Genomic DNA, 23,569 nt, shown 5'->3' with positions numbered 1-23,569 from the left:
AACCAGGCCCGTCGGTTCAGGGGTGTTTTCGGGAATTTTCACCCCATGAACCGGCAATTCCGTACTATCTCTGCACTGCTCCGCCATACGTGGGCCATTGAGCCCACGTATGCGGGGCAGTACATGCCGCAGGTTGACGCATATTTTAACGGTCAATTAGACCTCAGAACCATTCTGGCCAGTGAACAATCAGACGACTCCGACACCGAAGAAGAAAGCGGTCCGCCGCCGCATGCCTTCTGCCTCCGTGCTGGCAGCGATTCCGGGAGTGCCGGAACTGCTACGCGATACAGCATCGACGATCCTGAACTCCCCGAAGGTTCAATCCTGATCCTGGATGTGCGCGGGCCGATCATGAAGGAGTCTAACTGCTGCACGATCGGTACCGAAGAATATGCACAGCTCATCCGCAAGGCATACGCGCACCCGGCTATTATCGGAGGAATTGCCCTGGTCGACACGCCGGGCGGTCAGCTTAACGGCACGCCGACGCTGTATGATGCGGTACGCGATCCGGCCAAGCCGTTTGTGACGGTAATCAATGAGGGCATGGCCTGCTCGGCCGGTGTGTGGGCGTTCTGCGGATCGGATTACATCTATGCCACTCAGAAAACCGATCAGGTCGGCTCCATCGGGGTATTTGTCCGCCTGCGGGATAACACCAAACAGCTGGAGCAGGACGGTATTAAGGAAATAGCCGTCTATTCCACCCTGTCGCCCGATAAGAACAAGCCCTACAAGGATGCCCTGAAAGGTGATACCAAACTGCTGGAGGAAGATCTGGATTACGCCGCAACGATGTTTCGTGAGGCGGTAACCGAAGGCCGTGGCGAGCGGCTGAATCTGAAAGCCGGCGATCCGTTCACCGGAAAAGTCTTTTACGCGGCAAAGGCCATTGAACTCGGTCTGATCGACGGATTCGGTAATCTGGATACCGCGATCGCAAAAGTACAGGAACTGCATGCCGCCCGGCAGGAAGGTTCGTCCGGCGCAACGGTAACCGTTGCCCCCCAAAGCGGCTCAGCCGCCCCAACCACGTCTCAATCTCAAAATACAGATATGTTAGGTTATGTAAAATTCAAAAGCCTGGCCGCTATTCACGGGCTGGCTGCCGCCGATATCACAGAAGCACATGTGAAGGCAATCAATCAGGAAATGGCGGAGCAGGGCTATAATGTGGCCGTTGTGAGTCAGAAAGAGATTGACGACGCAGGTACACTTCAGGGCCAGGTAAATGCCCTGAACGCGAAAGTGACGACGCTGGAAGGTCAGGTAACGACGCTGACCACCGAACGGGACACCCACAAGGCTAATGCTGAAAAGTATGCCAAACTGCCGGGCGCGGAAGCATCCGGTGACGGCAAGACAGAGGAGCAATCAACAGTCGGTGATCAGGAAACCTTTATCTCGGAAACCGACCGGGAATTGCAGAGACTGAAGGGCAAGGCCTGATCAGACAGCTGAACCAGACTGTATCCATACCATTTTTAAACCATTCATCTACACCCCATGGGAAAAGTAACAGCGGTGAACGACATCACCGCGATTAACAACTACGCCGGCCAGTATCGTTCGCAGATTATTACCAGTATTGTCAATAGTCTGGATGTTGTACAGGATTTAACGGTTTTGCGTAACCTGCGCGCCCCGCGCGTGCTGCCAAAGTATACCGGCAAAAAAGGCCTGCGGCCCTACGACTCCAGTGTCAACCGGGCATCGGGTCAGGCCGGTACGTGGAGCAAGCGGACCATCGTGCCGCGCACATCGATGAAAATCATCGAGGTCCTTCCGGAAGAGCTGCGCAAGACCTTCCTCAGTGAAGGCCTGGCGGCCAATGCCCCGACCTATCCCGGCGGCTTTGCCCAGTATTTCTGGGATGAACAGCAGAAAACGCTCAGCGCCGAGATCAACGACGAGTTCTACCTGTCGGTCGATCCCGAGGCGATTGCCGACTACGTGGCCGGTAACTCGTACACGGCCGGTCAGCGCGTTGCCTTCGGTACCGACTTCTTTGAGTGTACGGCTTCTGCAACGGCAAACCAGTCGCCGACGGCTAACCCGGAAAAGTGGGTCAACATCAACGGCAAGTGTCTGGGTGACGGTCTGGGAACGATCATCAATGCCGAGTACGCCAACCTGCCGGCTGCCAATAAGATTGCTACCGGTCTGCTGACGGAAACCAACTGCTACGACAAGGTAACGGGCTTCTACATGTCGATGCTGCCGGCCCACCAGAAGCTGGGCGGTACGATCTACTGCAGCTATAACGTAATGGGCAAATACCAGCTGGCACTGGCCGAGAAGTTCAAGAACGGTACGAGCATGTTCCAGGTGCCCGGCTCCGTCAGTCTGTACATTTTCGGTTCGGCCAACAAGTGGGTGCTGAAGCCGGTAACCTGGATGAACGGCTCGCAGCGGCTGATCGGTACCCAGAAGGAAAACCTGTATTTCGGTACGGATGTGACCTCGGATATGGACTCGATCGGAAAAATGATTGAGACCCTGCACGGGGCGAACTACATCTACAAGATGATCATTGCCAGTCAGATCGCTGACCTGTCAACGCTCTACCTGAACGACCAGGCGTAGGCCCGGCCGGTAATGAGTTAGCTAATTTATTGTCATCATCTGTCCGGACACCGCTACCGGTGTCCGGATTTTCTGAAAAAACACATGACCCAGGAGGAAAAAGTGGCCGGGCTGGAAGCACAGGTCAAAACACTGGAGAGCGGTCTGGAGGCCGCTACAAAGGCCCATAACGCTACAAAGGCCAAACTTGCCGAGACCACAAAGCAGCTCGACGAGCACAAGGTAAAGCTGAAGGATGCCGAAAAGCAGATCACGGCGCAGGCGGCAACCATCGCTGACATTGAAACGGACCTTGACCAGGCCGGCGCAATGATTGAAGAGCTCAAGAAAGCAGCTGCCAAAGGGCCCGGAGAAACTGCCAAAAAGAAGATACTGACCATCGACGCCACGGACTACGAGTTTGTTTCGGAGTTCCGCTGGAAGGGTGAGATTGTGACGTTTGAAAAGCTGCAGGAAAACACGAAGCTGGCCCGCGAGCTGATCAGCGAAGGGGTGGGTGATCTGAAACCGGTAGACTAAACGACCCTCACAGTATTCAGGACGCAGAAACGCTATATCCAACACCATTTTTTTTACGACAATGGCCTATAAAGATTTACTCGGTCCGGACGGGACCGAAAACAACATGGGCGGCACGGCGCAGATCGTCTACTACGCAAAAGTCAGCGAGATCCAGACCTATGCGGCACCGGCCCAGAATGCCACCAATCCCTACGTGCACACCCAGCCGTTTGTGATGAAGACCGGCAAGAAATTTTATCAGCTGTACACAACGCTGGATACGTCTCAACTCGATTACGGTGAAGTCGGGGAGTTTGACGGCAAGTCATTCAAACCCGAACTTAAAATGTTCTATCCGGGCCTGACTGAAGACTGGGTGCAGTTCATCAACGATGCTAAAAACGACAAGTTTGTATTCATCGTGCCGCTGCCGGACGGCAAAATGATTCAGATCGGTACCGATAAGTTCTTTGCCTACGTGATGGGACTACCCAAAACGGGTCTGGTGTCGGGCCGTGGCAAAGGCTCCGAGCTGACGGTGATGAGTTACCAGCCAAACATCCTGATCTATGCGGCAGCGGTCCCGCTCACAGCAGCTGCCTGATGAGCCGGCTCCGGAAGGAGTACAATATACGGCCACAGGCGAAACCGGCACGCAGGCCTATGCGATCATCGGTCTGGATATCACCGGTCCGGTCGTGATTGACTTCGGCGGCCGGTCGTATGATCTCAAGCAGCTCACGGCTGATGAGCTGAATTACCTGCTCGGGTTTCCGGAGCAGGTACCGTATCTGAAAGTTTAGTAACGTGTGTGTTTCACGATAAACCGGCAAAGAGGCCTGGCTGCTGCCGGGCCTCTTTCTTTTTTTAGATGGAAAACGAACTGTCCCTGCTGGCTGACTGGCTGGCCACCCCTGGCTACGATCAGGGCGTACTGCTCTACGAAAAGCTCATCGGCAGGGGTTTTCTGCTGACTATGCTGATGAAGGGCGCCGACGACTACAACCGGACCAAACTCCACCAGGCGCTGAAGGCCCGCCATGACCAGCTGGAGTCGGAGCTGAAGGCGAAAAAGTCCGCCTATCCGGATCACCTGAAAGAGGAGCTGGCCGGTGCGGGCCGGCTGATGGATGAGCGCGTAGTGCTTAAGGAGCAGATGCGCAGCCTGTGGCTGAGCGGCACTTCGCAGGGCGACGCATTGCGGGAAAAAGCCTTCCGCGTGCTGGATATTACCGCAGAGCTGGACGGTATCTACGGAAAGAAGGATTTCTTTCACGCCCACGGGTATATGCCCGATGAAGACGTCGTCGTCAGTCAGCTTACCGATGCCGAGCTGATTGCCCGGCGCAATACGCTGCGCACGTACTGCTCCCGGTTGCCCCGTCAGATTATACGGGCCACTTCGGAAAAACGAAAAGCGGAGCTGGCGGAGCGGCTGGAAGGCTACCGCAAGGAATTATACACCATTGAACGGCAGCTGACATGAGCCTTTTTGATGTAAGCAGTATCGGTGATTTCAGCGTGCCGCAGCACCGCGAGCCCTCCATTCTGGAGAAAACAACCGGTAATCCCGTGCAGAACCTGCTGCTGAAGGCTACGCAGACCCTGCAGGAACGCTGGCCGCCCGTTGCCCGGAATCAGGAGATTCATTACGCCACGGCCGGTCTGTGGTCATCGCACGATCTGCTGTTTCACCTGCTGGAGCAGACAGGTCCTGCCGACGTCTGGATCGCTACCTGGAGCATGACCGAAGAGCCGGCCCGTCAGCTGGTGCAGAAACTGGCGGACAACACGATCCGCTCGCTGCAGCTGCTGCTCGACGTGCGCGTACAGGTCCGCAATCCGGCGGTGTATGCGTTCATAAAACACCAGACGGCCACCATCCGCACCTCGATCTGTCACGCGAAGGTGACGGTGATTCAGAACGAGCACTGGAGCTTCAGTCTGATCGGCTCTGCCAACTATACCAATAATCCGCGCATCGAATGCGGCATCCTCAGGGAAGGCGCCGACGTGGCGGCCTTTCACCGCCAGTGGATCGAGGCCGAAATCGCTAAATCCAAACCATTTGACTAATCATGATCACCATCAATTTAGATCTCAACAAACTCACCGGCGACCCCATCATCAGTTTTGATGTGAGCGAAAACGCCCGGGCGGTCGATGAAAAACTGCTGATGCGGTTTGCACAGCTGGCCAGTGAAAACGGCGTTCGGTTTCTGCCGGTCGGTGCTGCACTTGATACGGAATCAGGTGATACAATTCACAAATACGAAATCCACACTAATTATGTTTCTGACCGTCGAACAGCTGGAGCAGACTGAGCAGCTGGCCAGCCTGCTGCTGGCTCCCGGCGAGATTGCCATTGTTCTGGCCGTCGATACCGATGAGTTTCTGGATGATCTGCTCTACGAGAGCAGCGATACCTACAAGGCCTACCAGCGCGGGAAGCTCAGGACCAAAGCCGAATTACATAAAACGATCCTCACCCAGGCAAAGCAGGGCTCAGGACCGGCCCAGACGATGGCCGCCCGCATCCTGCTCGACCTTGAATCCCGCGAATTATGACAACCGATCTGGAAAAAGCCGGCCAGAAATGGGCCGATAAGTTTGATCAGGTGCAGCGCTGGTGGAAAGACGGCACGGGCAGCGTGACGCTGCCCGCCGATCTGGAGCGTCAGGTGAAGTGGTGGGAGTGGATATACAATAAGCTCCATACCGGCCGCTACGCCCGCGATACCGAACTGGTGCAGGAGATTCTCCGCAAAGCGGAGATCGACGGACAGAGGGTCTCTCAGCGCACCGCCTACAACTACATCAACGACTGCCGGCGGTTCTACGGGGCCATCTCGGTTACCAATATTGATTTTGAGAAGGTGATGCAGGTTTCCGAGCTGAAGGATGATATCAAAAAAGCGAAGGCCCGCAATGATTTCCGGTCGGTGGCGGCGCTGAGAAAGCTGCTGGTGTCGATACTGGGGCTGGATCAGCCGACGCAGGCCGCCGAGCAGAAAACGGTGATCAATATTCTCAACTACAACCCCACGCAGCTGGGCGCGAAGGAGATTCCGGAAGATAAGCTCAATAAGCTCATTAAGGACATCATGGCCGAAGACCGCCGTAAGGAAGACGAACTGTTTGATGCATTTACCGATGTCAGCGACAAACCTGCCCGATAGCCTGGCTATATCCGGTCTCCTGGAAGGCGATCTGGATCTGCTGCTGGAGCTGGCCCACATCGGCCAGTACAAGGGGCTGTCTGCCGAAACCGAATCCCGCCAGCTGCACTACAATAAGCCCCAGCTGCGGTCGATGGCCGTGGAAGCCTGGGAAGAGTATGCCATCTGGGGTCGTGGTACCGGAAAGTCTGAAGGCCGCATTGCGCCCCGTACGTTCCGCAACGTGCAGGTGATGCCCCGTGGCCACGGCTGTTTTGTGGGGGCCACCTACCTGCAGTTGCTCGAACGGACGTTGCCGCCGGTGGTGAAGGGCTGGGAGAATATGGGCTGGAAGCGCGGCCGTGATTTCTGGATCCGCGAGCGCCCGCCGAAGAGCCTGAATATTCCCGAGCCGATTGTGGGGCCCCTGACGGCGGAGCACTGTATTTTCTTCCGGAATGGTGCCGTGGCCAGCATGGTCAGTCAGGACCGGCCGGGATCAGCCAACGGGAAAACCGTGCACTGGATCGTCGGCGACGAAGCCAAGCTGCTCAACAAGCAATCGCTGGATAACGAGTTGCTGATGACCAATAGGGGCGACGAGCGGTATTTCGGGGGAATCCCCGAGTTTCACAGCCTGTTGTTCTGTACCGATATGCCCACGACCGCATCAGCCCAGTGGATCCTGGAGCAGGAGAAGCGCATGGACCCCAAACGGATTCAGGCGCTGCTGGCCATTCAGGCGCAGCTGTATGAGCTGAACTCGGAACTGGTAGCGTCACCCGCGCGCCGGAAGAGCATCGTGGCGAAGATTAACCGTTTCCAGGCTCAGTGGGATGCCATACGGGCGAACACGGTTTATGTCTCTTATGCCAGCACATTTGACAACCTGCACGGCTTTGGTCTCAAGCAGCTCAAGGAACTGAAAGAGAAATTGCCGCCGTTTATTTTTTCGACGGCAATTCTCAACCGCAAACCCGCCGTGACCGAGCACGCATTCTATCCGGATCTGACCGATGAGCACGCCTATGATCACGTTGATTACAGCTATGTGGAGAGTCAGGAATTCGGGAAGGGTAACTTCAGCGATTCGCGTAAGGACGGGGATGTAAACCGCTATGCGCCCCTGGATATGGCAATGGATAATAACGCGCTGATTAATACACTGGCCGTTGGGCAGCTGTTTGGCCGGAGTTATAAGATTCTCAATGCGCTGTATGTGATGCACCCCCAGAAGCTGCGGCAGCTGATTGATCAGTTCTGTGCGTACTATACCCATCACCCGCGTAAAGAAGTCAACTTCTATTATGACCACACGGCAAACGTCACGACTGCCAAGGACCCCGTATCGTTTGCGGAAGATGTGGCCAACTGGCTGACCGGAAAGGGCTGGAAGGTGAACATGGTGTATATTGGCCAAACCACCAGCTATCAGTACCGGTATGAGCTGTGGGGACGGGCCTTGTCGGGCGGTGATCAGGATACGTATAGTGTGAGCTTCAACCGGCAGAATACCGAGTATCTGCGCACGTCCATGCAGCGCACGCAGGTTAAGCAGGGTAAGGAAGGCTACGAAAAGCAAAAGAAAGATGAAAAGACGCTTTCACTGGATCAGCGGGGCACGACCCACTTCTCGGATGCGGGGGATACACTACTGGTAGGGGCACACTATCAGCACAAGTTCAACCACGACCGGGTGGCAATGGATGCCGTGTTTGCCTTGTAAAAGTAGTTAGCCTAAAGGTTGGCTACTTTTACTGATGCCTGAATTGCCGGGCGTTGCTCAAGAGTTAATTGCTGGTAGTTAGCCAACTGTTTACACTAACATGTCTCACGCCTACGATCTTGGCGATAGCCTTTAAATCCGGCCGTCTGCTTGCAGTAATATAGTTTGGCGCCAATTTCGCAAACTATGGATGGCACTTTTTTCAAAGAGTGTCTCCGGTTTTGTCCGTTGTGATTCCGTTAGTGCCGGTGTATTGACTCGTCCTGTAAAGACGAACTTTTACAATAATATAAACCATTTCTGACGGACTACTTACCCCACAAATAAAACCCCTTTCCGGCTTTAGCATTGTGGTGATGCTCAAAGCCAGGAAAAGAGGTTCTTTTTTCTGAGTCTGCTTAAAATTCGGGATGTCTAATTTTTGTTAGACAGAACTGTGCGTCTATTGCACCGTAATGCTGCTGGTGGCCGGCGGGCAGCCTTCCGTACCGTATACAGTCAGCGTATAAACGCCGGGGGCGATGATGCCGTTGGCAATGACATTATACGTACCGGAAGACCGGTACACCGCCGAAAATACATATCCGTTGGGACCCGTAAAAACGAAGCGGACCCCGGTACCGGTGGCAGACAAACGTCCCGGATTGGCGGCATTGGGCTGACCGGATAGTGACATAGGACCTGCCACTGCACCCACTCCCTGATTGACGGTAGTCGTGCCGGATGACTGACAGCCCGCTCCCGTTCCATTGGCTGCAATTACGGTGTAGGAACCGGTTGAGGTAACCACAAACTGACCGCTGGCACTGCTCTGATTTGCTGGTAAGAGTGTATAGCTTACCGCCCCGGTGGCACTGGCTGACAACGTCACGCTGTTCGGTCCGCAGCCAATCGCACCGCTCTTATCTATTGAAACAGGACCGGGCGGGATCAGATTTTCACTTACTGTCAGCGATGTGGTACTAAAACAGCCGTTTGCCGGATTCAGGGCGCTTACGGAGTATTGCCCTGGCGCTGCAACAATAATGGAATTACCGGATGTTGTAAACGGATTGGTACCGGTGAAACTGTAGGAGACTCCGTTCGTCTGACTTCCTGCCGTTAAGGTCAGGGTCTGGGTTCCGCAGACAAGTACACCTCCGTTCGTCGCGGTGAGGCTAACTCCCGGCACTTCGGTGCTGCTTGTAACGGTGGCAGTTGTCGAGCTGACACAGCCATTCTGCGGATTCGTCGCTGTTACAGAATAAATTCCCGTTGTATTGACCGTGAGTAGGTTTGTGGTCTGGACCGCTCCGCCCGGACTGGTAAAGCTGAAACTGCTCCCGGCGGTCGGGCTGCCGGCTGTCAGCGTTACGGCTTGTGTGCTACAGGTAATTATGCCGCTATTGGACACCGATAAGCTTATACCGGGCGAAGCGGTATCGGCGAAAACAGACGTGGTGGCAGAAGCAGTACAACCCTCGGCACTAGTGACCGTAACGGTATAGGTACCTGCCTGACTGGCGATAGCTGTGGTACTGGTTGTGGTGGTGCTTAACCCGGGCCCGGCAAATACATAGGTTCCGCTGGTACCGCCACTTAAAGATGACGTTAGTACCTGATTCACGCAGGTTATAGTCCCGCTGTTACCGGCAGTCAGGCTGACAGAAGTTGGCACCTGTACTTCAAAGGCACCTGCATCAGGCGCACCGGTCCGGGGCTTATTATTGGCATCAGTGGTTGGGATAGTTACCGCTGTCGAAGAGGTGACTCCTGCATCTTTTGCCGGACTGCAATCACCGATGCTACATGTGGCAACGAGTCCGCCATTATTCTGTTGCAGAGGTCCGGCGAAAAGACGCAGGCCTGTTTTGTCGGTCGGATCTGTCAGCGTGCGGCTATCATCAGCATTGTCACTAACATTTCCCCCCAAAGTAGTCGGTTTTTGTCCTATTGTGAAAAGATTACGATTCTGGTTTCCAAGCAGAAGACAATTAAGCATCCGTGCACTTCCCCCATCCAGATCCAGAACCATGTCCCTACCAAGATTCCGGATAAAACTACAATGAATAACATCCATAGCAGTGCCGGGGTTCAGGTAAATGCAATTGGCAACAGAGGTCGCACTGTTGCCGGTAAATGTGCAGTTTGCCATCGTTGCATTGGTAGCGAAAGAATCCAACACACCTCCAAATCTTGCACTGTTTCCGGTAAACGTACATCGGTTCGCAGTGAAGGTAGAACAGTTAATTCCCAGAGCCCCCCCAAATACACCGGAGCCTGATGTATTTGTAGCGGTGTTGTTGGCAAACTGGCAGTCAGATAAAGTAAGCGTACCGGAAATTACTCTTGCCCCACCGCCGGAAATAGCGGTGGAATTACGGATCAGACAGCGGTTGATGGTCACATTACCGCCACCGGCATTGACATATAATGCCCCGCCTTCGCCACTGCCTGCTGCCCCGCCCTGTAACAGCAAATCCTGTAAGTAGACGGTTATCCCTGTCCCGTTAAACGATAACACACTGAAGTTTCCGGCTGAACCCGAACGTTCTATGGTGGTGCCGCCGGTAGCGGTGGCAGGTGTAAGTGTACTGAACCCGGTAATCGTACAGGATCGTGTGATTGCCGGCAGGGCAGCTGTCAGCGTGACCGGACCGGCAGTAGAAAAGGTAACGGTGTAAGGCGCGGCATCTGTTCCGCTGTTGATCCGTGAAATGGCCTCCCGCAACGTGTTGGGACCTGAGTCTGCTGCACTGCTCACTACATAGGTCGTTTGCGCGCTGGCAACGAATGAAAGGAGAAGAAAGCTGAGTAAGTAAACGTGTTGTTTCATTGGTTCAGGAATGGTATATTCAGAAGCTGAATAAGCGTTAGCCGTATATCAGGGCAGAGTAATTATACGATTTTCTGTAACTGTTTCGGCATGCAATAATAAAGAATTAATCGGATAAACTATAGAAATTGACAAATAGATAAAGTCTTGATTATAAGTATTATATATAAAAATGTATGGCTGTTAATTTATTTGTATTGACGGATTAGGTAGTGGTGATTTATCTACGGCAATATTTTGCAAGCCACTCTGAAATGCATGCTTTTCATCTACTCACAAAGAATAAAATTAAAGGTATTCAGGTTGCCTCCTGACCGCTTTTGACCTGTTCAGAAATATCATTAAAGACCAATGTTGTTTTCTGTTTAGGAGTCATTGGCTTATATCATTGATACGAGGCACTCCCACAACCTAGTTCTACTAGAGTCTTATTGTTCAAGCGATCTTCATATTCACTGGATTAGCGGAGAACGACCCACTTTTCCGATGCGGGGGATACGCTTTTGGTAGGGGCACACTATCAGCATAAGTTCAACAGCGACCGCGTGGCAATGGATGCCGTGTTCGCCTTGTAAGGATAGTCGTGCACATGCACTAGCCTGGCCTGTAAGGGCCGGGCTTTTTTATGCCCTGACCTGAGCCTTACTGCTAAGGGCGGGGCTGACATAGCGGGGCTGTAGTGCAGGTCTCACCGCTAAGGGCGGGGCTGACATAGCGGGTCTGTGGGGCAGGCCTCACCGCTAAGGGCGGGGCCGGACAGGGCCGGGCGGATGCCATCGACGTCGCCCAAAACCGGCCCAAAACGCATGATGACTTCATCATTTCATATGTCGCGGAAGCCACCCCCCTGCAATTGCATTTTCCCTCTGTGCGTGAACGGGGGGAGAGCTGACGCACAGACGCTTCGCGTTTTAGAAAAAAAATAGATAACAGGTTGATAATTAGGGGAAAGAGCGGCTTTTTGTTTGCAAAAAGCCGGAAGTTACCTTGGAATTTTCCAAGGTAATTTGTATATTTATAGTTTGATAATCAATCACTTACGTTACTTTTTACTTATAAAAATATGCAGAATCACACTACATTAAAACCGGTTGTTGAGACGACTCTCTCTCAGAATGAATCTATTGAAAAAATCCTTGGTGTAGGCGAAATTACCGTCCGTTACTGTCCCGATTTAACCCGGCCGCGTATCAGAATTGTCAGTAGTGTCAGCGCCTATGAGGTTATATCGACGCACTGGGTTAAAGATGCCATCGCCCACCGGGAAGATTTTTGTATTCTTTGTTTAAACCGGGCTAATGAGGTCATTGGCTACTACCGGGTTAGTCAGGGTGGTGTTTCAGGAACGGTCGCTGATCCGAAAATAATATTTCAGGTAGCTCTGGGATGTCATGCCAGTGGCATCATACTGGCTCATAATCACCCGTCCTGTAATCTGCAGCCATCACAGGCAGATAAGGATCTGACTTATAAGCTGAAACAGGTAGGGAAGTTTCTTGACTGCCCTGTTTTAGATCATATTATCCTTACCCCGGACCAGCGGTATTTCAGCTTCGCAGACGAAGGAATTTTATAACATTTAATTACTGACACTGATTTGCCCGCGCCGTCACTGGTGCGGGCTTTCGGGCGTTGGTGTGTTCGCCCGAAGGGCGCTACTTTCTTTCTTTTGGTTCGTTGCCAAAAGAAAGAAAGTAGCAAAGAAAGAAAAGCCAGTGAAACTTCCGTATGCTTATGCGACGGCTAACTGCCGTTTCATTTCTTCTGTGATGGGGTGTTTTGGTGAAGCTACAAACAAAAAACCTCCCCATCAGCGATCGGGAGGTTTAACAATTACTTTTTACTTATATTCTTTATGTCCCTTGGGGGATGTTCCAGACAATATCGGTTTTGATCGTGAAGCCAGCCTTCTGAAGCAGTTCCTGCATTTTGTCAAGTGTTATGGGCTTCTTACCTGTTTTTAACGCTGACCGGTAATACCAGCGCTTTTCGGTTGGCTCTCCTGTTAAGCTCCAGTAATAAGGAGTCTCCAGAAGCAATTCAAATGCTGCCCGTGTAGATTCGACCGATCTCATAATCAAAAATACCGTATTGCCGGGATATTTCCAAGCCAGGTAGTTGGATTCCGGCAGAACCCGGCCCGGCCTGATCCGGTGCAGCATGCGTACTTCCGGCATGATTACAGTCGCCGACATGATGCAGATCCTGCGCCAGAAACTCCCTAACGGAAAGCCCAGGCCGTGCGAGCTGGTATTTGTCTCGGCTAATACACAGAAGGGTACCGGCGGGCAGATCCGTGAGCTGTCGCGCGTCGTACTGGCCACCGGTAAACGCCAGGATGCCCGGCGTATTCTCATCAAGGCACGCGGGCTGAAACACCCCATGCCCGTTCACATCGATCTGATTCTCTACATCAATAACACACCCGTTGCCTGATGTCAAAAAAAAACGCAGCCGTTACCGCTGATCACTCCCCCGTTTTTTTCAGTAACGGCGGGGATTACGACGTGGCCATTATGGTCAGCACCGGAGCCATGTTCAGTTTTGAAACCGAGCGCATGGCAATGGCCCGCGCCGGGGGCAGTACTGCACCGGCAGCCGGGGCCAAACCATCGGCTGCAAAGCCCGATACCAATCTGCTGACCTCGCAGTTCGGTGACATCATGAACTGGGGTGATGACAACGCGCTCCCGCAGCGGATTATCGAACTCTACAACCGTGATCCGATTATTCCCGCTACGCTGGGCAAGCTGATGACCATGCTGGTGGGACGGGGAATCATGGCCGTGCAGGAAACCATCGACGATAACGGAAAGGATAAGGATATCCGCGTCAATGATCTGCAGATCAACCGGTTTCTGAGATCCATTCAGACAAAACAATACCTGCGGGAAATGTCGGGTGATCTCAGCTGGTTTTTCAACGGCTTTCCGGAGATGATTCTCTCCCGCGACCGGTCGGAGATCGTGCAGATCCACCCGCTGAATGCCGAAGAATGCCGCTACGGAAAAATGACCGATGCGGGTGATCTGCCCTACGTGTATCTCTCTTCCGAATGGGAAAAAGGCTACACCCGCGAGCCGAAGCAGCTGTCCGCTATCGATCCCTACCGGATCGACCGCGTGGACTGGCTCCGGGATTCGTCGCTCTATAAGTGTGTCTACCCGCTGAAGTTTCCCACGCCCGGCAAACGGGTGTATGCCCTGCCGCATCACTATGCCATCGTTGAATCGGGCTGGCTGGATGTGCACCTGGCGATTCCTACGTTTAAGAAATTTCTGCTTAAAAATCAGATTTCGATTAAGTACCACTGGAAGATCGATTTCGAGTACTGGAAAGTCCGCTACGGGGAAATCTGGGATAAGGCGGACGCCAAAAAACGCATGCAGATCCAGCGTGACTGGATTACCGAGCAGACCAGGGCGCTGGCCAATATGGAAAAAAGCGGGGTGTCCATTGTGACGCCGATGGCCTATGACCCCCGTGACCAGAAGGCCCAGCAGCGGGAACTGATCAAGATCGAGGAGATTAAGGATTCCAGCAAGGAAGGCAAATACATCGAAGACAACCTGGAAGCAGCGGCCAACATCTTCTACGCCCTGGGGCTTGATCCGGTCATATCCGGTTTTGCCGGCGGGGATAAAATGGGTTCCCGGTCGGGCGGCTCCGATAAGCGGGAAGGCTACCTGATTGCCCTGCAGATGCTGAATTTCTTCCGCGATCTGCTGCTGGAGCCGATCCAGTTTGTGGCCGAATACAACGGCTGGACGGACCGGCATCCGGATCTGGCGTTCCGCTTTAAGGATACCATTCTTACCACGCTCGACACCGGTGCGGGCTCTGCCAAAAAACTAAGCTGACATGCTGTTTTACGACGATACCGAACAACTCCGCCAGTTTCTGTCGGTCAACATCAACTTCACGGTCGACACCTTCCGCACGAGTCTGGAGCAGACCGAAGAGGCGCTCTTCAGCCGGTTTCTGGATGCCGGAACGGTGCAGGTACTACGGGAGATGGCCGGTGAGCTGGATCCGGACGGTCAGGCGGGCAAAGCCCTCAAACAGGCGCGTATTGCCGTGGCCAATCTGGCCATGTTTGACTACCTGCCCTTTGCCGAAGTGCAGATTGACGACGACGGCATTACCGTCTCGGCCAGCCAGACCCGCAAGCCGGCCTTCGACTACCAGACTAAAAAGCTGGGAAAGGCGCTGCTCAAACGCGGCTGGACAGCGGTCGATCAGCTGATTGCCGTGGTAGCCGATCCGGCGTCGGCTGAGCTGTTTCCGGGCTGGCCGGATTCGCCCTGGTATGCGGTATATACCGGCTCGCTGTTTCAGAATCCCGCTCAGTTCAGCCGCTATTATGGCATTTCAGACAGCTGGCTGACGTACTGGTCGCTCAGACCCTATATCGACGACATCGAGGACGGCCGCGCGGCTACGGCCAAAGCCCGTATTGCCGCCCTGTCGCTGGCTGATGGCGAAAAAGACCGGCTGACCCGGCTGCTGATGCGTGCCGTCGCCCGGCAGGCGGTGCTGGATGCCACGCCGAATCTGGCCCTGGATATCACGCAGGGCAGCGTGCAGATCAATTACACCAGCCAGTACTCGGGCGCCTATGATTATTTCCAGCCAACCACCGGTGATCTGCTGGCCGTGGCGCTGAGTAATCTGGAAAAACAGACGGCCCTTTCCTGGGAGCGCTTTGATACTGAACTGGAGCAGCTGACACCGGCTCCGGGTAACGATACTGACGACAGCGGTTTTTCGCCCGTCTTTGACGCGGGGCCGGTCGTCGGCTTTTAATGTTTGTTCAACCCCAAAAACAACTCGTATGAGAGCGTTACTGCTGATCGGCTGGCTATCCGGCCTGATCCTGTTTACCCTGCTGGAGCTGCGTGCTCCGGACCATCCCGCAGCGGCCCTGCCGCCGCAAACCCGCCTGTATGCACCGGCTGATGCCGGTCCGGATCTGTACTGTCATGTCAGCGACCGGATCACGGTCCGCTTCGGCCAACTGGTGGATAATCTAATGCCCCTGGATTCGGTGATTCACCGGTCTCCCTGCGCGGTAATCATTCAGCCTGGCTACACCAGTTACCGTCCGCGATCACAGGTGGCTAATCCGGATTCCGCATTAACCGATACCCGGAAACGAAGGTGGGTGGAGATGCCGGATGATAGTCCGCAGCTGACATAGGCAGAAAAAAAATAATGAGAAAATAAGCGGTGATACCCCCGCCCGGCGGGGCATCACCGCTTCTGACCGCCTCTATGAGACTATTCTACACAAATGAAAACCGTCGAGATTACCGTTCGCGGAACCTATAGCCGCTATACCGGCCCCGGCTGTTGGGGAGAACTGAAACCTGCGCAGGCCGTTGCCTGTATCCGGCTCAGAAAGCTGGCGGATAAAAAGCCGGAAGCCCTTTTTCCGGCTTTAAAGCTGCTTTTTGGCATCCCAAACAAGAAGCTGCGCTGGCTTTTCGACGATTACTACATCCGCTACAAATGGCTCTCTGAAGAAGAGCAGACCGACCACTTCAGTCAGGGGCTGGAGCTTCTCAAGGAACTAGGCTGGATCGGCGATCCGGATCCGGATGCGCATTTTAGCCTGCCGGATCTGCGGCTCTATGACTATCACTTCGGCCGGCCATCGGTGTGGCTTCGTCAGCTCCGGTACCGCACGCGGTTTATGGGCCCCGAAGCGGCGCTTTCTAACTGCACCTTCGGCGAGTTTATGGTGGCCGATCAGGCATACCGCGACGGGGATTTTGTGAAGCTGGCCGCCGTACTCTACCGGCCGGTGCAGCAGCTGGCCGGCCGCAAGGTGCGGGTGCCGTTTGACCACGATACGCTCGACGAACGGGCTGAGCTGTTCAGCCGCCTTGATCCGGCGGTGATCAGTCTGGTGGCGCAGAATTTCGGCGACAGCCTGCTGGTGATTGCCCCCTACTTCCGGTATGTTTTTCAGAATGCGGACGAGCAGAAGCGTGATGCCGGGAAAGGTGCAGCACCCTTCCGGTGGCTGGACGTGATCATCAATATGGCCCAGCTGGACGTGACGAAAATCCCGCTCATCGAGCAGCAGAATGTATACCTCGTTCTGAAAACACTCAATACGCAGATCCGGCAGGCGGAAGAAGAGGCCCAGCGGCTGGAAGCGCTTAAACAGAAACCAAAATGACCGAGCAGCAGTACATCGGCTACTTTGAGGCCCTTGCCGGCAAATCACGGCTTATCCGCCACAGTGTTGAAGAACCGCACTTTTTCATGGCCACCGGCGATAACTATCAGGAGGTCGAAAAAGCGGTGCGGTCCCGGCTGAATTTTCCGGCGCTGATTCTGGATCAGTACACGGATGATATTCTGACGACGCAGGATAATTGCCGCAGCCAGATCCGTGGGGGCTTTTCGGTGCTCTGCAAAATTGGTAAGGGGGCCGATGCCGTCCGGCTGGCACAGGCGGAAGCCCGTGCGCTGGCGCAGAAGATCTATTTCCGGCTGCGGCATGATGCCCGTCTGCGTCAGGAGCCCGGCCTGAAAGATGTTTTCCTGGATCCGGACCTACAGGGGCAGCCTGCCCCGCTCATCGGCGGCATTGCGGCCGGCTGGGCCTATGAATTTGAGCTGACCGCCCCGCTCAGCGTACGCGTTGACCCTGAAGACTGGTACGACCTGTGAAAAAATACCTGACCCTTGAAAACCTTGGCATTGCCGCCGGGGCACTGGCACTTTCTGCCCTGATCTGGTATCTGGCCTTATTTCTGGTAGACTGCGCGCAGGGAACCGACGTGGACACAAAGGCCTACATCTACGACCGCAGCTTCCGGGAGGCGTATTGGGAGCGGCATTACGTGGCCGAATCCTACACGGACCGCCGGGGTAACCGCCGCACCCGCCGGACACGGGTCAGTACCTGGCATCCGCCGGAATATCATCTATACATCCGGGACATGACCGGGAGCCGTTTCCTGTCTGTTACCCCGGAGCTGTATTACCACTACCGCACCGGTGATATGGTGCCAATTCGCAAACGGATTGGCAAAAAATGCGGCTGCACCTGCTGGGAGAGCGTTTTGTAGGCAAGACTACAAGCTTAACTACCGGTTTGACTACAAGTTTGGCTACAAGCCTGCTTTAGCCAGAACCCGGCCCCGTCCGTCGCCCTGAGAGCAGATAGCTTGCGGCTCATGCGCAAGCAGTTTCTTCTACACCTTCTCATGGCGTTTTCAATCCTCACCGCGCCCGATTCCCTGGCCCTGAGCCGGGGCGGGCGTGCTACGTACATTTTCCAGGGCAATGCGGCCGTAACCGTACCGGGCACAAAGGCCGTATCCGGCTTTGCCCTCACGGGCACTATTCCCGACGGGGCGCAGATTACCCTGCGCTGGAACGGTCAGCCCAAAGTATTCACCGCCCGCTCATCGCCCGCGCTGCCCGGCGAATTTCAGGCCGGCACGGTCAATGCCGGATATGTGAATGCACTGGCGGATTTCTTCCGCAGTAATTTCTACATCCGGTCCGACTTTACCGTGTCCCGCGATTCGCTGGGCGGTTTTGAGTCGGTAATTTTTACGGCCAGAGAGCCGGGCCCCGCCTACGAGGTGGCCGCATCGGCCTCGGTAACCGTGTCCATGTCGGCCGCCGTCATTACGCCCGGCATCCAGCCGGTGCTCAAGGAACGTTACGGCGTGCACGTGCAGCTGTTCAAGCTCAAATCGGGGCAGGTACGCAGCTCCGTTTTCGACGAAAGCCAGTATGAAGAAGTCTACCGTGGTCTGATCGAGGCCGATGCCACGGGCAAGGCCGTCTTCGACGCGGGCGACATGCTGCACAACGAAATGGAAGCCGAGCGGGCCGTCTGGGCGGGTAATCTCTCGGTTCCGGCCACAACCTCCAGACGGGACTACTATATTGCCTATGCCGAAAGCTACGGCTCGCCGCTGATTGTAGGCCAGATACTGCTCGACGAGCCGCGCACGGTCTATCTGGGCGGGGCCGATTTTCTCAATAAGGCGACGGGCTACCGGCTGAGCCAGAAGCTGAAGGGCATCGCCGCTTCTCAGGACCGCGCGCTGCGCTTCGGCCCGCGCCGGCGCTACGTGCTGCCCGATGAGCCGCAGTGGCTGACGTTTATCAATCAGCGCACGGCCGTTTCGGACGTAGGGCTGAGAATCCTGCTGCTTTTCGATGATAACACCAGCCAGTGGCGCTACGATACGGTAGCCACACGGGCGTTTGGAGCAGGGGACAAACTGACGTTTGCCGCCGGCCCGCAGCAGCTGGGGCTGCTCAGTGATCTGCCGGCGGGCAAGTCGCTGAAGGAATACCAGATCGAGCTCTACAGCACCGAACCCCTGAGCGTGGTCTACCGCTACACGCTTAACTATGCGTATCAGCCCTACGCGCGGTATCTGTCCTATCTTAACTCGCTGGGCGCTCCGGATACGATCACCACCTTCGGGAAAGGATCATCCGAGCTTCAGCTGTTTGCCGAGCAGGCTGAGCGGTATCTGGATGTGAATTATGACCCGAAGGGCGGTCAGTATATTCCCTATAACGTGCAGCTTCAGCAGCAGCAGCAGGTGACCACCGGCTTCCGCAGTCAGAAGGAGCTGCAGCGCTGGGATGATTTTTACCGTTCGCCGGTGAAGTTTCTGCATAGCGGCGGGCAGGCCATCTTTATCGGGATCGTGTCGGGCAGCATCAAACAGGCTAAAGACGGCGATACCCAGTTTGCCCATTCTTTTGAGTTTTCCCACCTGTACCGGCAGGAGTTTTACACCGGTGATGACAGCGATGAATCCGACGATCTGCCACCGGTGTATTTTGTGCCGGCCGGACAGGTCATTGTCAACATCGAATCCGGCAGCGGTACCGGTGGCAGCAGCATTGATCCGACAGTACCCGACGAGCTGCGCGACGTAACGCCGGCCATGATTTCGCAGTGGAATCTGGCCTACGCCTGGGGAAACCACGGCAATGCGGGCTATCTGACCCGTCAGGTGGCGGATAATCTCTACGCGTTGAAGGCTGATATTGCGGATGCCGACGAGATTGCCAATACGTATCTGCGTAAAGATGAGCTGAACTGGGATCTGACGGCGGAAGGCGGCGATGTGGCGCTGCTTAGTGAGCTGCCCGATCTGAAGGAAATGGCCGTCTGGGAAATGGTCGACGACGTGCGGGTGATCCGACGACTGCCGGTCAGTAAGCTGCCGCCGGGTTTTCTGTCGGGGGATGACGATCCGGAGCCGGAAACCGGCCAGACGGGTAATCTCTATTTCCAGAAAACCGACAAGCTGCTCTTCGGCCCGAAAACCGACGACGGCTGGGGTGAAGGCGTTCCGCTCAAAGGCGACAGGGGCGGTTCCATTCTGACGGGTACGGCCGATCCCACGGCTGATGACGGCGATGAAGGCGACCAGTGGTTTAACAAGACCACCAAAACCCTGTTTGGTCCCAAGACCGAAAGCGGCTGGGGCGCCGGCACGTCGCTGAAAGGCGACAAGGGCATGCCGATGCTGTCGGGCACGGTCGATCCGGATTCATCGGTGGGTCAGGAAGGCGACTGGTATTTTCAGAAAACCACAAAGATTATCTACGGGCCCAAAACCTCCGGGGCCTGGGGAACCGGTGTCGATCTGGGTGCTTCAGGTGGCGGCTCCGGAAGCGGTACCGGCACCCGCTGGTACAACGGGCTGGGCCTGCCCGGGTCAACCCTGGGCAGCAACGGAGATTACTACATTAACTTCAACACCGGCGACGTCTACGAGAAGGGTTCCGGTGTCTGGATCGTGGCCGGTAATATTAAGGGGCCGGCCGGATCGGGTGGCTCCGGCGGTACGGGCTCCGGATCGGTCTGGTACGACGGCAGTGCTGCCCCGTCAGCCGGTACCGGCACCGACGGCGATTATTACCTGCGTACGCTGAATGGCGATGTCTATAAGAAAGCCTCAGGCCTCTGGTCGGTGGTGGGTAACATTAAGGGGGCGGCCGGTGCGGCGGGCTCCCGCTGGTACTCCAATCCGGGCGCCCCGCCGGCCGGTACCGGTGTGGATGCGGATTTCTATCTGAATACCACCAACGGCGATATATACCAGAAGACATCCGGTGCCTGGCTGCCGGTAAGTAACCTGAAAGGCGTGGCCGGTACGGCCGGCTCGAAGTGGTACAATGCGGCCGGTGTGCCGTCGGCCGGTGCCGGGGTGTTGGGAGATTATTACCTGAACACGACCACCGGTGATGTGTATGAGAAACAATCGGGCGGCTGGACGGTGATCGGCAATATTAAGGGGCCGCAGGGACCGGCCGGATCAGGCGGCTCCGGGGGCACGGGATCCGTCTGGTATGACGGCACCGTGGTGCCGTCGACATCAACCGGCATCGACGGCGATTACTACCTGCGCAGCACGACGGGGGATGTCTATAAGAAAGCCTCCGGAACCTGGTCGGTCATCGGTAACATCAAGGGGGCAGCCGGTACGGCCGGCTCCCGGTTCTACGCCGGCTCCGGAGCGCCTTCGGCGGGTACGGGCACAAGCATTGACCTGTATCTGAATACAGCCAACGGCGATGTGTATGAGAAAACGTCAGGCTCCTGGGCCGTGTCGGGCAACATTAAGGGGGCGCAGGGTAATGCCGGTACCACCGGTTCGAAATGGTATTCCAATCCGGGGGCGCCATCGGCCGGTACGGGCGTGGACGGTGATTTTTATCTCAACACGGCCAACGGCGATACCTACCAGAAAACATCCGGAGCCTGGCTGTTGACGGGTAACCTGAAAGGCGCCGCCGGTGCGGCCGGTTCCCGGTTTTACTCAGCGGCCGGTGCGCCTGCGGCGGGTAACGGCACCAACGGTGATCTGTATCTGAACACGACCACCGGCGATGTCTACGAAAAGGCCTCGGGCAGCTGGTCGCTGACCGGTAATATCAAGGGCGCTACCGGCAATGCCGGTGCGGCGGGCTCGAAANTTAAGGGGGCGGCCGGTGCGGCGGGCTCCCGCTGGTACTCCAATCCGGGCGCCCCGCCGGCCGGTACCGGTGTGGATGCGGATTTCTATCTGAATACCACCAACGGCGATATATACCAGAAGACGGCCGGTGCCTGGCTGCCGGTAAGTAACCTGAAAGGCGTGGCCGGTACGGCCGGCTCGAAGTGGTACAATGCGGCCGGTGTACCGTCGGCGGGTACAGGGGTGTTGGGAGATTATTACCTGAACACGACCAACGGCGATGTCTACGAAAAGCAGTCCGGCGGCTGGACGGCGATCGGTAATATACGTGGTCCCCAGGGACCGGCCGGCTCGGGCGGCTCGGGTGGCACCGGATCTGTCTGGTATGACGGGGCGGCGGTGCCGTCAGCCGGTACGGGCATCGACGGCGATTATTACCTGCGCAGCTNTGTTGGGAGATTATTACCTGAACACGACCACCGGTGATGTGTATGAGAAACAATCGGGCGGCTGGACGGTGATCGGCAATATTAAGGGGCCGCAGGGACCGGCCGGATCAGGCGGCTCCGGGGGCACGGGATCCGTCTGGTATGACGGCACCGTGGTGCCGTCGACATCAACCGGCATCGACGGCGATTACTACCTGCGCAGCACGACGGGGGATGTCTATAAGAAAGCCTCCGGAACCTGGTCGGTCATCGGTAACATCAAGGGGGCAGCCGGTACGGCCGGCTCCCGGTTCTACGCCGGCTCCGGAGCGCCTTCGGCGGGTACGGGCACAAGCATTGACCTGTATCTGAATACAGCCAACGGCGATGTGTATGAGAAAACGTCAGGCTCCTGGGCCGTGTCGGGCAACATTAAGGGGGCGCAGGGTAATGCCGGTACCACCGGTTCGAAATGGTATTCCAATCCGGGGGCGCCATCGGCCGGTACGGGCGTGGACGGTGATTTTTATCTCAACACGGCCAACGGCGATACCTACCAGAAAACATCCGGAGCCTGGCTGTTGACGGGTAACCTGAAAGGCGCCGCCGGTGCGGCCGGTTCCCGGTTTTACTCAGCGGCCGGTGCGCCTGCGGCGGGTAACGGCACCAACGGTGATCTGTATCTGAACACGACCACCGGCGATGTCTACGAAAAGGCCTCGGGCAGCTGGTCGCTGACCGGTAATATCAAGGGCGCTACCGGCAATGCCGGTGCGGCGGGCTCGAAATGGTACTCCAATCCGGGCGCCCCGCCGGCCGGTACCGGTGTGGATGCGGATTTCTATCTGAATACCACCAACGGCGATGTCTACCAGAAGACGGCCGGTGCCTGGCTGCCGGTAAGTAACCTGAAAGGCGTGGCCGGTACGGCCGGCTCGAAGTGGTACAATGCGGCCGGTGTGCCGTCGGCCGGTGCCNGGCTCGGGTGGCACCGGATCTGTCTGGTATGACGGGGCGGCGGTGCCGTCAGCCGGTACGGGCATCGACGGCGATTATTACCTGCGCAGCTCGACGGGGGATGTCTATAAGAAAGCCTCCGGGGCCTGGTCGGTGATCGGTAACATTAAGGGCGCTACCGGCAATGCCGGCACGGCGGGCTCAAAATGGTTCTCCAATCCGGGTGCGCCGTCAGCCGGTACCGGTGTGGATACAGACTTTTACCTCAACACCACCAACGGCGATATCNACCACCAACGGCGATATCTACCAGAAAACATCCGGAGCCTGGCTGCTGGTGACTAACCTGAAAGGGGCGCAGGGCAATACCGGTACGGCCGGCGCAGCGGGTTCCCGTTTTTACAGCGGTGCCGGAGCACCTTCGGCCGGTACCG

21 protein-coding genes are annotated in these 23,569 nt (G+C 56.0%); 19 read left to right on the top strand and 2 right to left on the bottom strand.

Annotated elements, in window-relative coordinates; genetic code table 11:
* The first annotated feature begins 45 nt into the window (after positions 1 to 45).
* The 11 genes from BLX24_RS22750 (at position 46) to BLX24_RS22700 (ending at position 7,974) form a co-directional block, all read left to right on the top strand.
* A complete protein-coding gene (locus tag BLX24_RS22750; RefSeq protein ID WP_071505518.1) occupies positions 46 to 1,452 on the top strand; it encodes a S49 family peptidase in 1,407 nt (468 codons plus the stop codon).
* Between the two features lie 57 nt (positions 1,453 to 1,509).
* Complete coding sequence (locus BLX24_RS22745) at positions 1,510 to 2,589, top strand: hypothetical protein (protein WP_071505517.1); 1,080 nt, start codon at positions 1,510 to 1,512, stop codon at positions 2,587 to 2,589.
* A gap of 84 nt (positions 2,590 to 2,673) precedes the next feature.
* Positions 2,674 to 3,108 (top strand): hypothetical protein, encoded by a 435-nt coding sequence (locus BLX24_RS22740; RefSeq protein ID WP_071505516.1) that lies wholly within the window; start codon positions 2,674 to 2,676, stop codon positions 3,106 to 3,108.
* Between the two features lie 61 nt (positions 3,109 to 3,169).
* Positions 3,170 to 3,694, top strand: a complete 525-nt coding sequence (locus BLX24_RS22735) for a hypothetical protein (protein ID WP_071505515.1) — start codon at positions 3,170 to 3,172, stop codon at positions 3,692 to 3,694.
* The gene (locus BLX24_RS22730; protein WP_071505514.1) at positions 3,660 to 3,893 is read left to right on the top strand and encodes a hypothetical protein; all 234 of its coding nucleotides are present in this window, start codon (positions 3,660 to 3,662) and stop codon (positions 3,891 to 3,893) included. Before BLX24_RS22735 ends, BLX24_RS22730 begins: the two co-directional genes overlap by 35 nt.
* 68 nt (positions 3,894 to 3,961) lie before the next feature.
* Complete coding sequence (locus tag BLX24_RS22725; protein ID WP_071505513.1) at positions 3,962 to 4,576, top strand: hypothetical protein; 615 nt, start codon at positions 3,962 to 3,964, stop codon at positions 4,574 to 4,576.
* A complete protein-coding gene (locus BLX24_RS22720) occupies positions 4,573 to 5,166 on the top strand; it encodes a phospholipase D-like domain-containing protein (protein ID WP_071505512.1) in 594 nt (197 codons plus the stop codon). Before BLX24_RS22725 ends, BLX24_RS22720 begins: the two co-directional genes overlap by 4 nt.
* Before the next feature lie 2 nt (positions 5,167 to 5,168).
* Positions 5,169 to 5,414 (top strand): hypothetical protein, encoded by a 246-nt coding sequence (locus tag BLX24_RS22715; RefSeq protein WP_071505511.1) that lies wholly within the window; start codon positions 5,169 to 5,171, stop codon positions 5,412 to 5,414.
* A complete protein-coding gene (locus BLX24_RS22710) occupies positions 5,380 to 5,658 on the top strand; it encodes a hypothetical protein (protein WP_071505510.1) in 279 nt (92 codons plus the stop codon). The genes BLX24_RS22715 and BLX24_RS22710 overlap by 35 nt, the downstream gene beginning before the upstream one ends.
* Positions 5,655 to 6,269, top strand: a complete 615-nt coding sequence (locus tag BLX24_RS22705; RefSeq protein WP_071505509.1) for a hypothetical protein — start codon at positions 5,655 to 5,657, stop codon at positions 6,267 to 6,269. The genes BLX24_RS22710 and BLX24_RS22705 overlap by 4 nt, the downstream gene beginning before the upstream one ends.
* Positions 6,244 to 7,974 carry a hypothetical protein gene (locus BLX24_RS22700; protein ID WP_071505508.1) on the top strand — a complete coding sequence of 577 codons (1,731 nt, stop codon included), beginning with the start codon at positions 6,244 to 6,246 and terminating at the stop codon, positions 7,972 to 7,974. Before BLX24_RS22705 ends, BLX24_RS22700 begins: the two co-directional genes overlap by 26 nt.
* 442 nt (positions 7,975 to 8,416) lie before the next feature.
* Here BLX24_RS22700 and BLX24_RS22695 read toward each other — a convergent pair whose 3' ends face one another.
* Positions 8,417 to 10,789, bottom strand: coding sequence for a choice-of-anchor Q domain-containing protein (locus tag BLX24_RS22695; protein WP_071505507.1), 2,373 nt, complete (start codon positions 10,787 to 10,789; stop codon positions 8,417 to 8,419).
* Between the two features lie 1,063 nt (positions 10,790 to 11,852).
* On the opposite strand from BLX24_RS22695, the gene BLX24_RS22690 reads away from it, so the two are divergent.
* Entirely contained in the window at positions 11,853 to 12,365 is a 513-nt protein-coding gene (locus BLX24_RS22690; protein WP_083422124.1) for a JAB domain-containing protein, read from the top strand.
* A 277-nt stretch (positions 12,366 to 12,642) separates the two neighbouring features.
* Here BLX24_RS22690 and BLX24_RS22685 read toward each other — a convergent pair whose 3' ends face one another.
* Positions 12,643 to 12,951: a hypothetical protein gene (locus BLX24_RS22685; RefSeq protein WP_143092761.1), complete on the bottom strand. Its 309-nt coding sequence runs from the start codon at positions 12,949 to 12,951 to the stop codon at positions 12,643 to 12,645.
* Here BLX24_RS22685 and BLX24_RS22680 point away from each other — a divergent pair.
* From BLX24_RS22680 to BLX24_RS22650, 7 genes are all read left to right on the top strand, one after another.
* Positions 12,950 to 13,225 (top strand): hypothetical protein, encoded by a 276-nt coding sequence (locus BLX24_RS22680; protein WP_143092760.1) that lies wholly within the window; start codon positions 12,950 to 12,952, stop codon positions 13,223 to 13,225. The two genes, BLX24_RS22685 and BLX24_RS22680, sit on opposite strands and share 2 nt — an antisense overlap.
* On the top strand, positions 13,225 to 14,649 hold the full coding sequence (locus BLX24_RS22675; RefSeq protein ID WP_071505504.1) for a hypothetical protein: 1,425 nt from the start codon (positions 13,225 to 13,227) through the stop codon (positions 14,647 to 14,649). Before BLX24_RS22680 ends, BLX24_RS22675 begins: the two co-directional genes overlap by 1 nt.
* Before the next feature lies 1 nt (position 14,650).
* On the top strand, positions 14,651 to 15,595 hold the full coding sequence (locus BLX24_RS22670) for a DUF6712 family protein (protein WP_071505503.1): 945 nt from the start codon (positions 14,651 to 14,653) through the stop codon (positions 15,593 to 15,595).
* Positions 15,596 to 15,623: 28 nt separating this feature from the next.
* Complete coding sequence (locus BLX24_RS22665; protein WP_071505502.1) at positions 15,624 to 15,989, top strand: hypothetical protein; 366 nt, start codon at positions 15,624 to 15,626, stop codon at positions 15,987 to 15,989.
* A 93-nt stretch (positions 15,990 to 16,082) separates the two neighbouring features.
* The gene (locus BLX24_RS22660) at positions 16,083 to 16,976 is read left to right on the top strand and encodes a restriction endonuclease subunit S domain-containing protein (protein WP_071505501.1); all 894 of its coding nucleotides are present in this window, start codon (positions 16,083 to 16,085) and stop codon (positions 16,974 to 16,976) included.
* Positions 16,973 to 17,473 (top strand): hypothetical protein, encoded by a 501-nt coding sequence (locus BLX24_RS22655; RefSeq protein ID WP_071505500.1) that lies wholly within the window; start codon positions 16,973 to 16,975, stop codon positions 17,471 to 17,473. Before BLX24_RS22660 ends, BLX24_RS22655 begins: the two co-directional genes overlap by 4 nt.
* Positions 17,470 to 17,874, top strand: coding sequence for a hypothetical protein (locus BLX24_RS22650; RefSeq protein ID WP_071505499.1), 405 nt, complete (start codon positions 17,470 to 17,472; stop codon positions 17,872 to 17,874). The genes BLX24_RS22655 and BLX24_RS22650 overlap by 4 nt, the downstream gene beginning before the upstream one ends.
* Positions 17,875 to 23,569: the final 5,695 nt, after the last annotated feature.

Origin of the sequence: Arsenicibacter rosenii (assembly GCF_001870735.1) — a bacterium.
Lineage (GTDB): Bacteria > Bacteroidota > Bacteroidia > Cytophagales > Spirosomataceae > Arsenicibacter > Arsenicibacter rosenii.
This window is presented reverse-complemented; position numbering and strand designations above follow the sequence as displayed.

Coding starts and splice junctions, on each gene's coding strand:
- BLX24_RS22750 (WP_071505518.1), top strand. CDS start 46: ATGAACCGGCAATTCCGTACTATCTCTGCACTGCTCCGCCATACGTGG.
- BLX24_RS22745 (WP_071505517.1), top strand. CDS start 1,510: ATGGGAAAAGTAACAGCGGTGAACGACATCACCGCGATTAACAACTAC.
- BLX24_RS22740 (WP_071505516.1), top strand. CDS start 2,674: ATGACCCAGGAGGAAAAAGTGGCCGGGCTGGAAGCACAGGTCAAAACA.
- BLX24_RS22735 (WP_071505515.1), top strand. CDS start 3,170: ATGGCCTATAAAGATTTACTCGGTCCGGACGGGACCGAAAACAACATG.
- BLX24_RS22730 (WP_071505514.1), top strand. CDS start 3,660: ATGCGGCAGCGGTCCCGCTCACAGCAGCTGCCTGATGAGCCGGCTCCG.
- BLX24_RS22725 (WP_071505513.1), top strand. CDS start 3,962: ATGGAAAACGAACTGTCCCTGCTGGCTGACTGGCTGGCCACCCCTGGC.
- BLX24_RS22720 (WP_071505512.1), top strand. CDS start 4,573: ATGAGCCTTTTTGATGTAAGCAGTATCGGTGATTTCAGCGTGCCGCAG.
- BLX24_RS22715 (WP_071505511.1), top strand. CDS start 5,169: ATGATCACCATCAATTTAGATCTCAACAAACTCACCGGCGACCCCATC.
- BLX24_RS22710 (WP_071505510.1), top strand. CDS start 5,380: ATGTTTCTGACCGTCGAACAGCTGGAGCAGACTGAGCAGCTGGCCAGC.
- BLX24_RS22705 (WP_071505509.1), top strand. CDS start 5,655: ATGACAACCGATCTGGAAAAAGCCGGCCAGAAATGGGCCGATAAGTTT.
- BLX24_RS22700 (WP_071505508.1), top strand. CDS start 6,244: ATGTCAGCGACAAACCTGCCCGATAGCCTGGCTATATCCGGTCTCCTG.
- BLX24_RS22695 (WP_071505507.1), bottom strand. CDS start 10,789: ATGAAACAACACGTTTACTTACTCAGCTTTCTTCTCCTTTCATTCGTT.
- BLX24_RS22690 (WP_083422124.1), top strand. CDS start 11,853: ATGCAGAATCACACTACATTAAAACCGGTTGTTGAGACGACTCTCTCT.
- BLX24_RS22680 (WP_143092760.1), top strand. CDS start 12,950: ATGCGTACTTCCGGCATGATTACAGTCGCCGACATGATGCAGATCCTG.
- BLX24_RS22685 (WP_143092761.1), bottom strand. CDS start 12,951: ATGCTGCACCGGATCAGGCCGGGCCGGGTTCTGCCGGAATCCAACTAC.
- BLX24_RS22675 (WP_071505504.1), top strand. CDS start 13,225: ATGTCAAAAAAAAACGCAGCCGTTACCGCTGATCACTCCCCCGTTTTT.
- BLX24_RS22670 (WP_071505503.1), top strand. CDS start 14,651: ATGCTGTTTTACGACGATACCGAACAACTCCGCCAGTTTCTGTCGGTC.
- BLX24_RS22665 (WP_071505502.1), top strand. CDS start 15,624: ATGAGAGCGTTACTGCTGATCGGCTGGCTATCCGGCCTGATCCTGTTT.
- BLX24_RS22660 (WP_071505501.1), top strand. CDS start 16,083: ATGAAAACCGTCGAGATTACCGTTCGCGGAACCTATAGCCGCTATACC.
- BLX24_RS22655 (WP_071505500.1), top strand. CDS start 16,973: ATGACCGAGCAGCAGTACATCGGCTACTTTGAGGCCCTTGCCGGCAAA.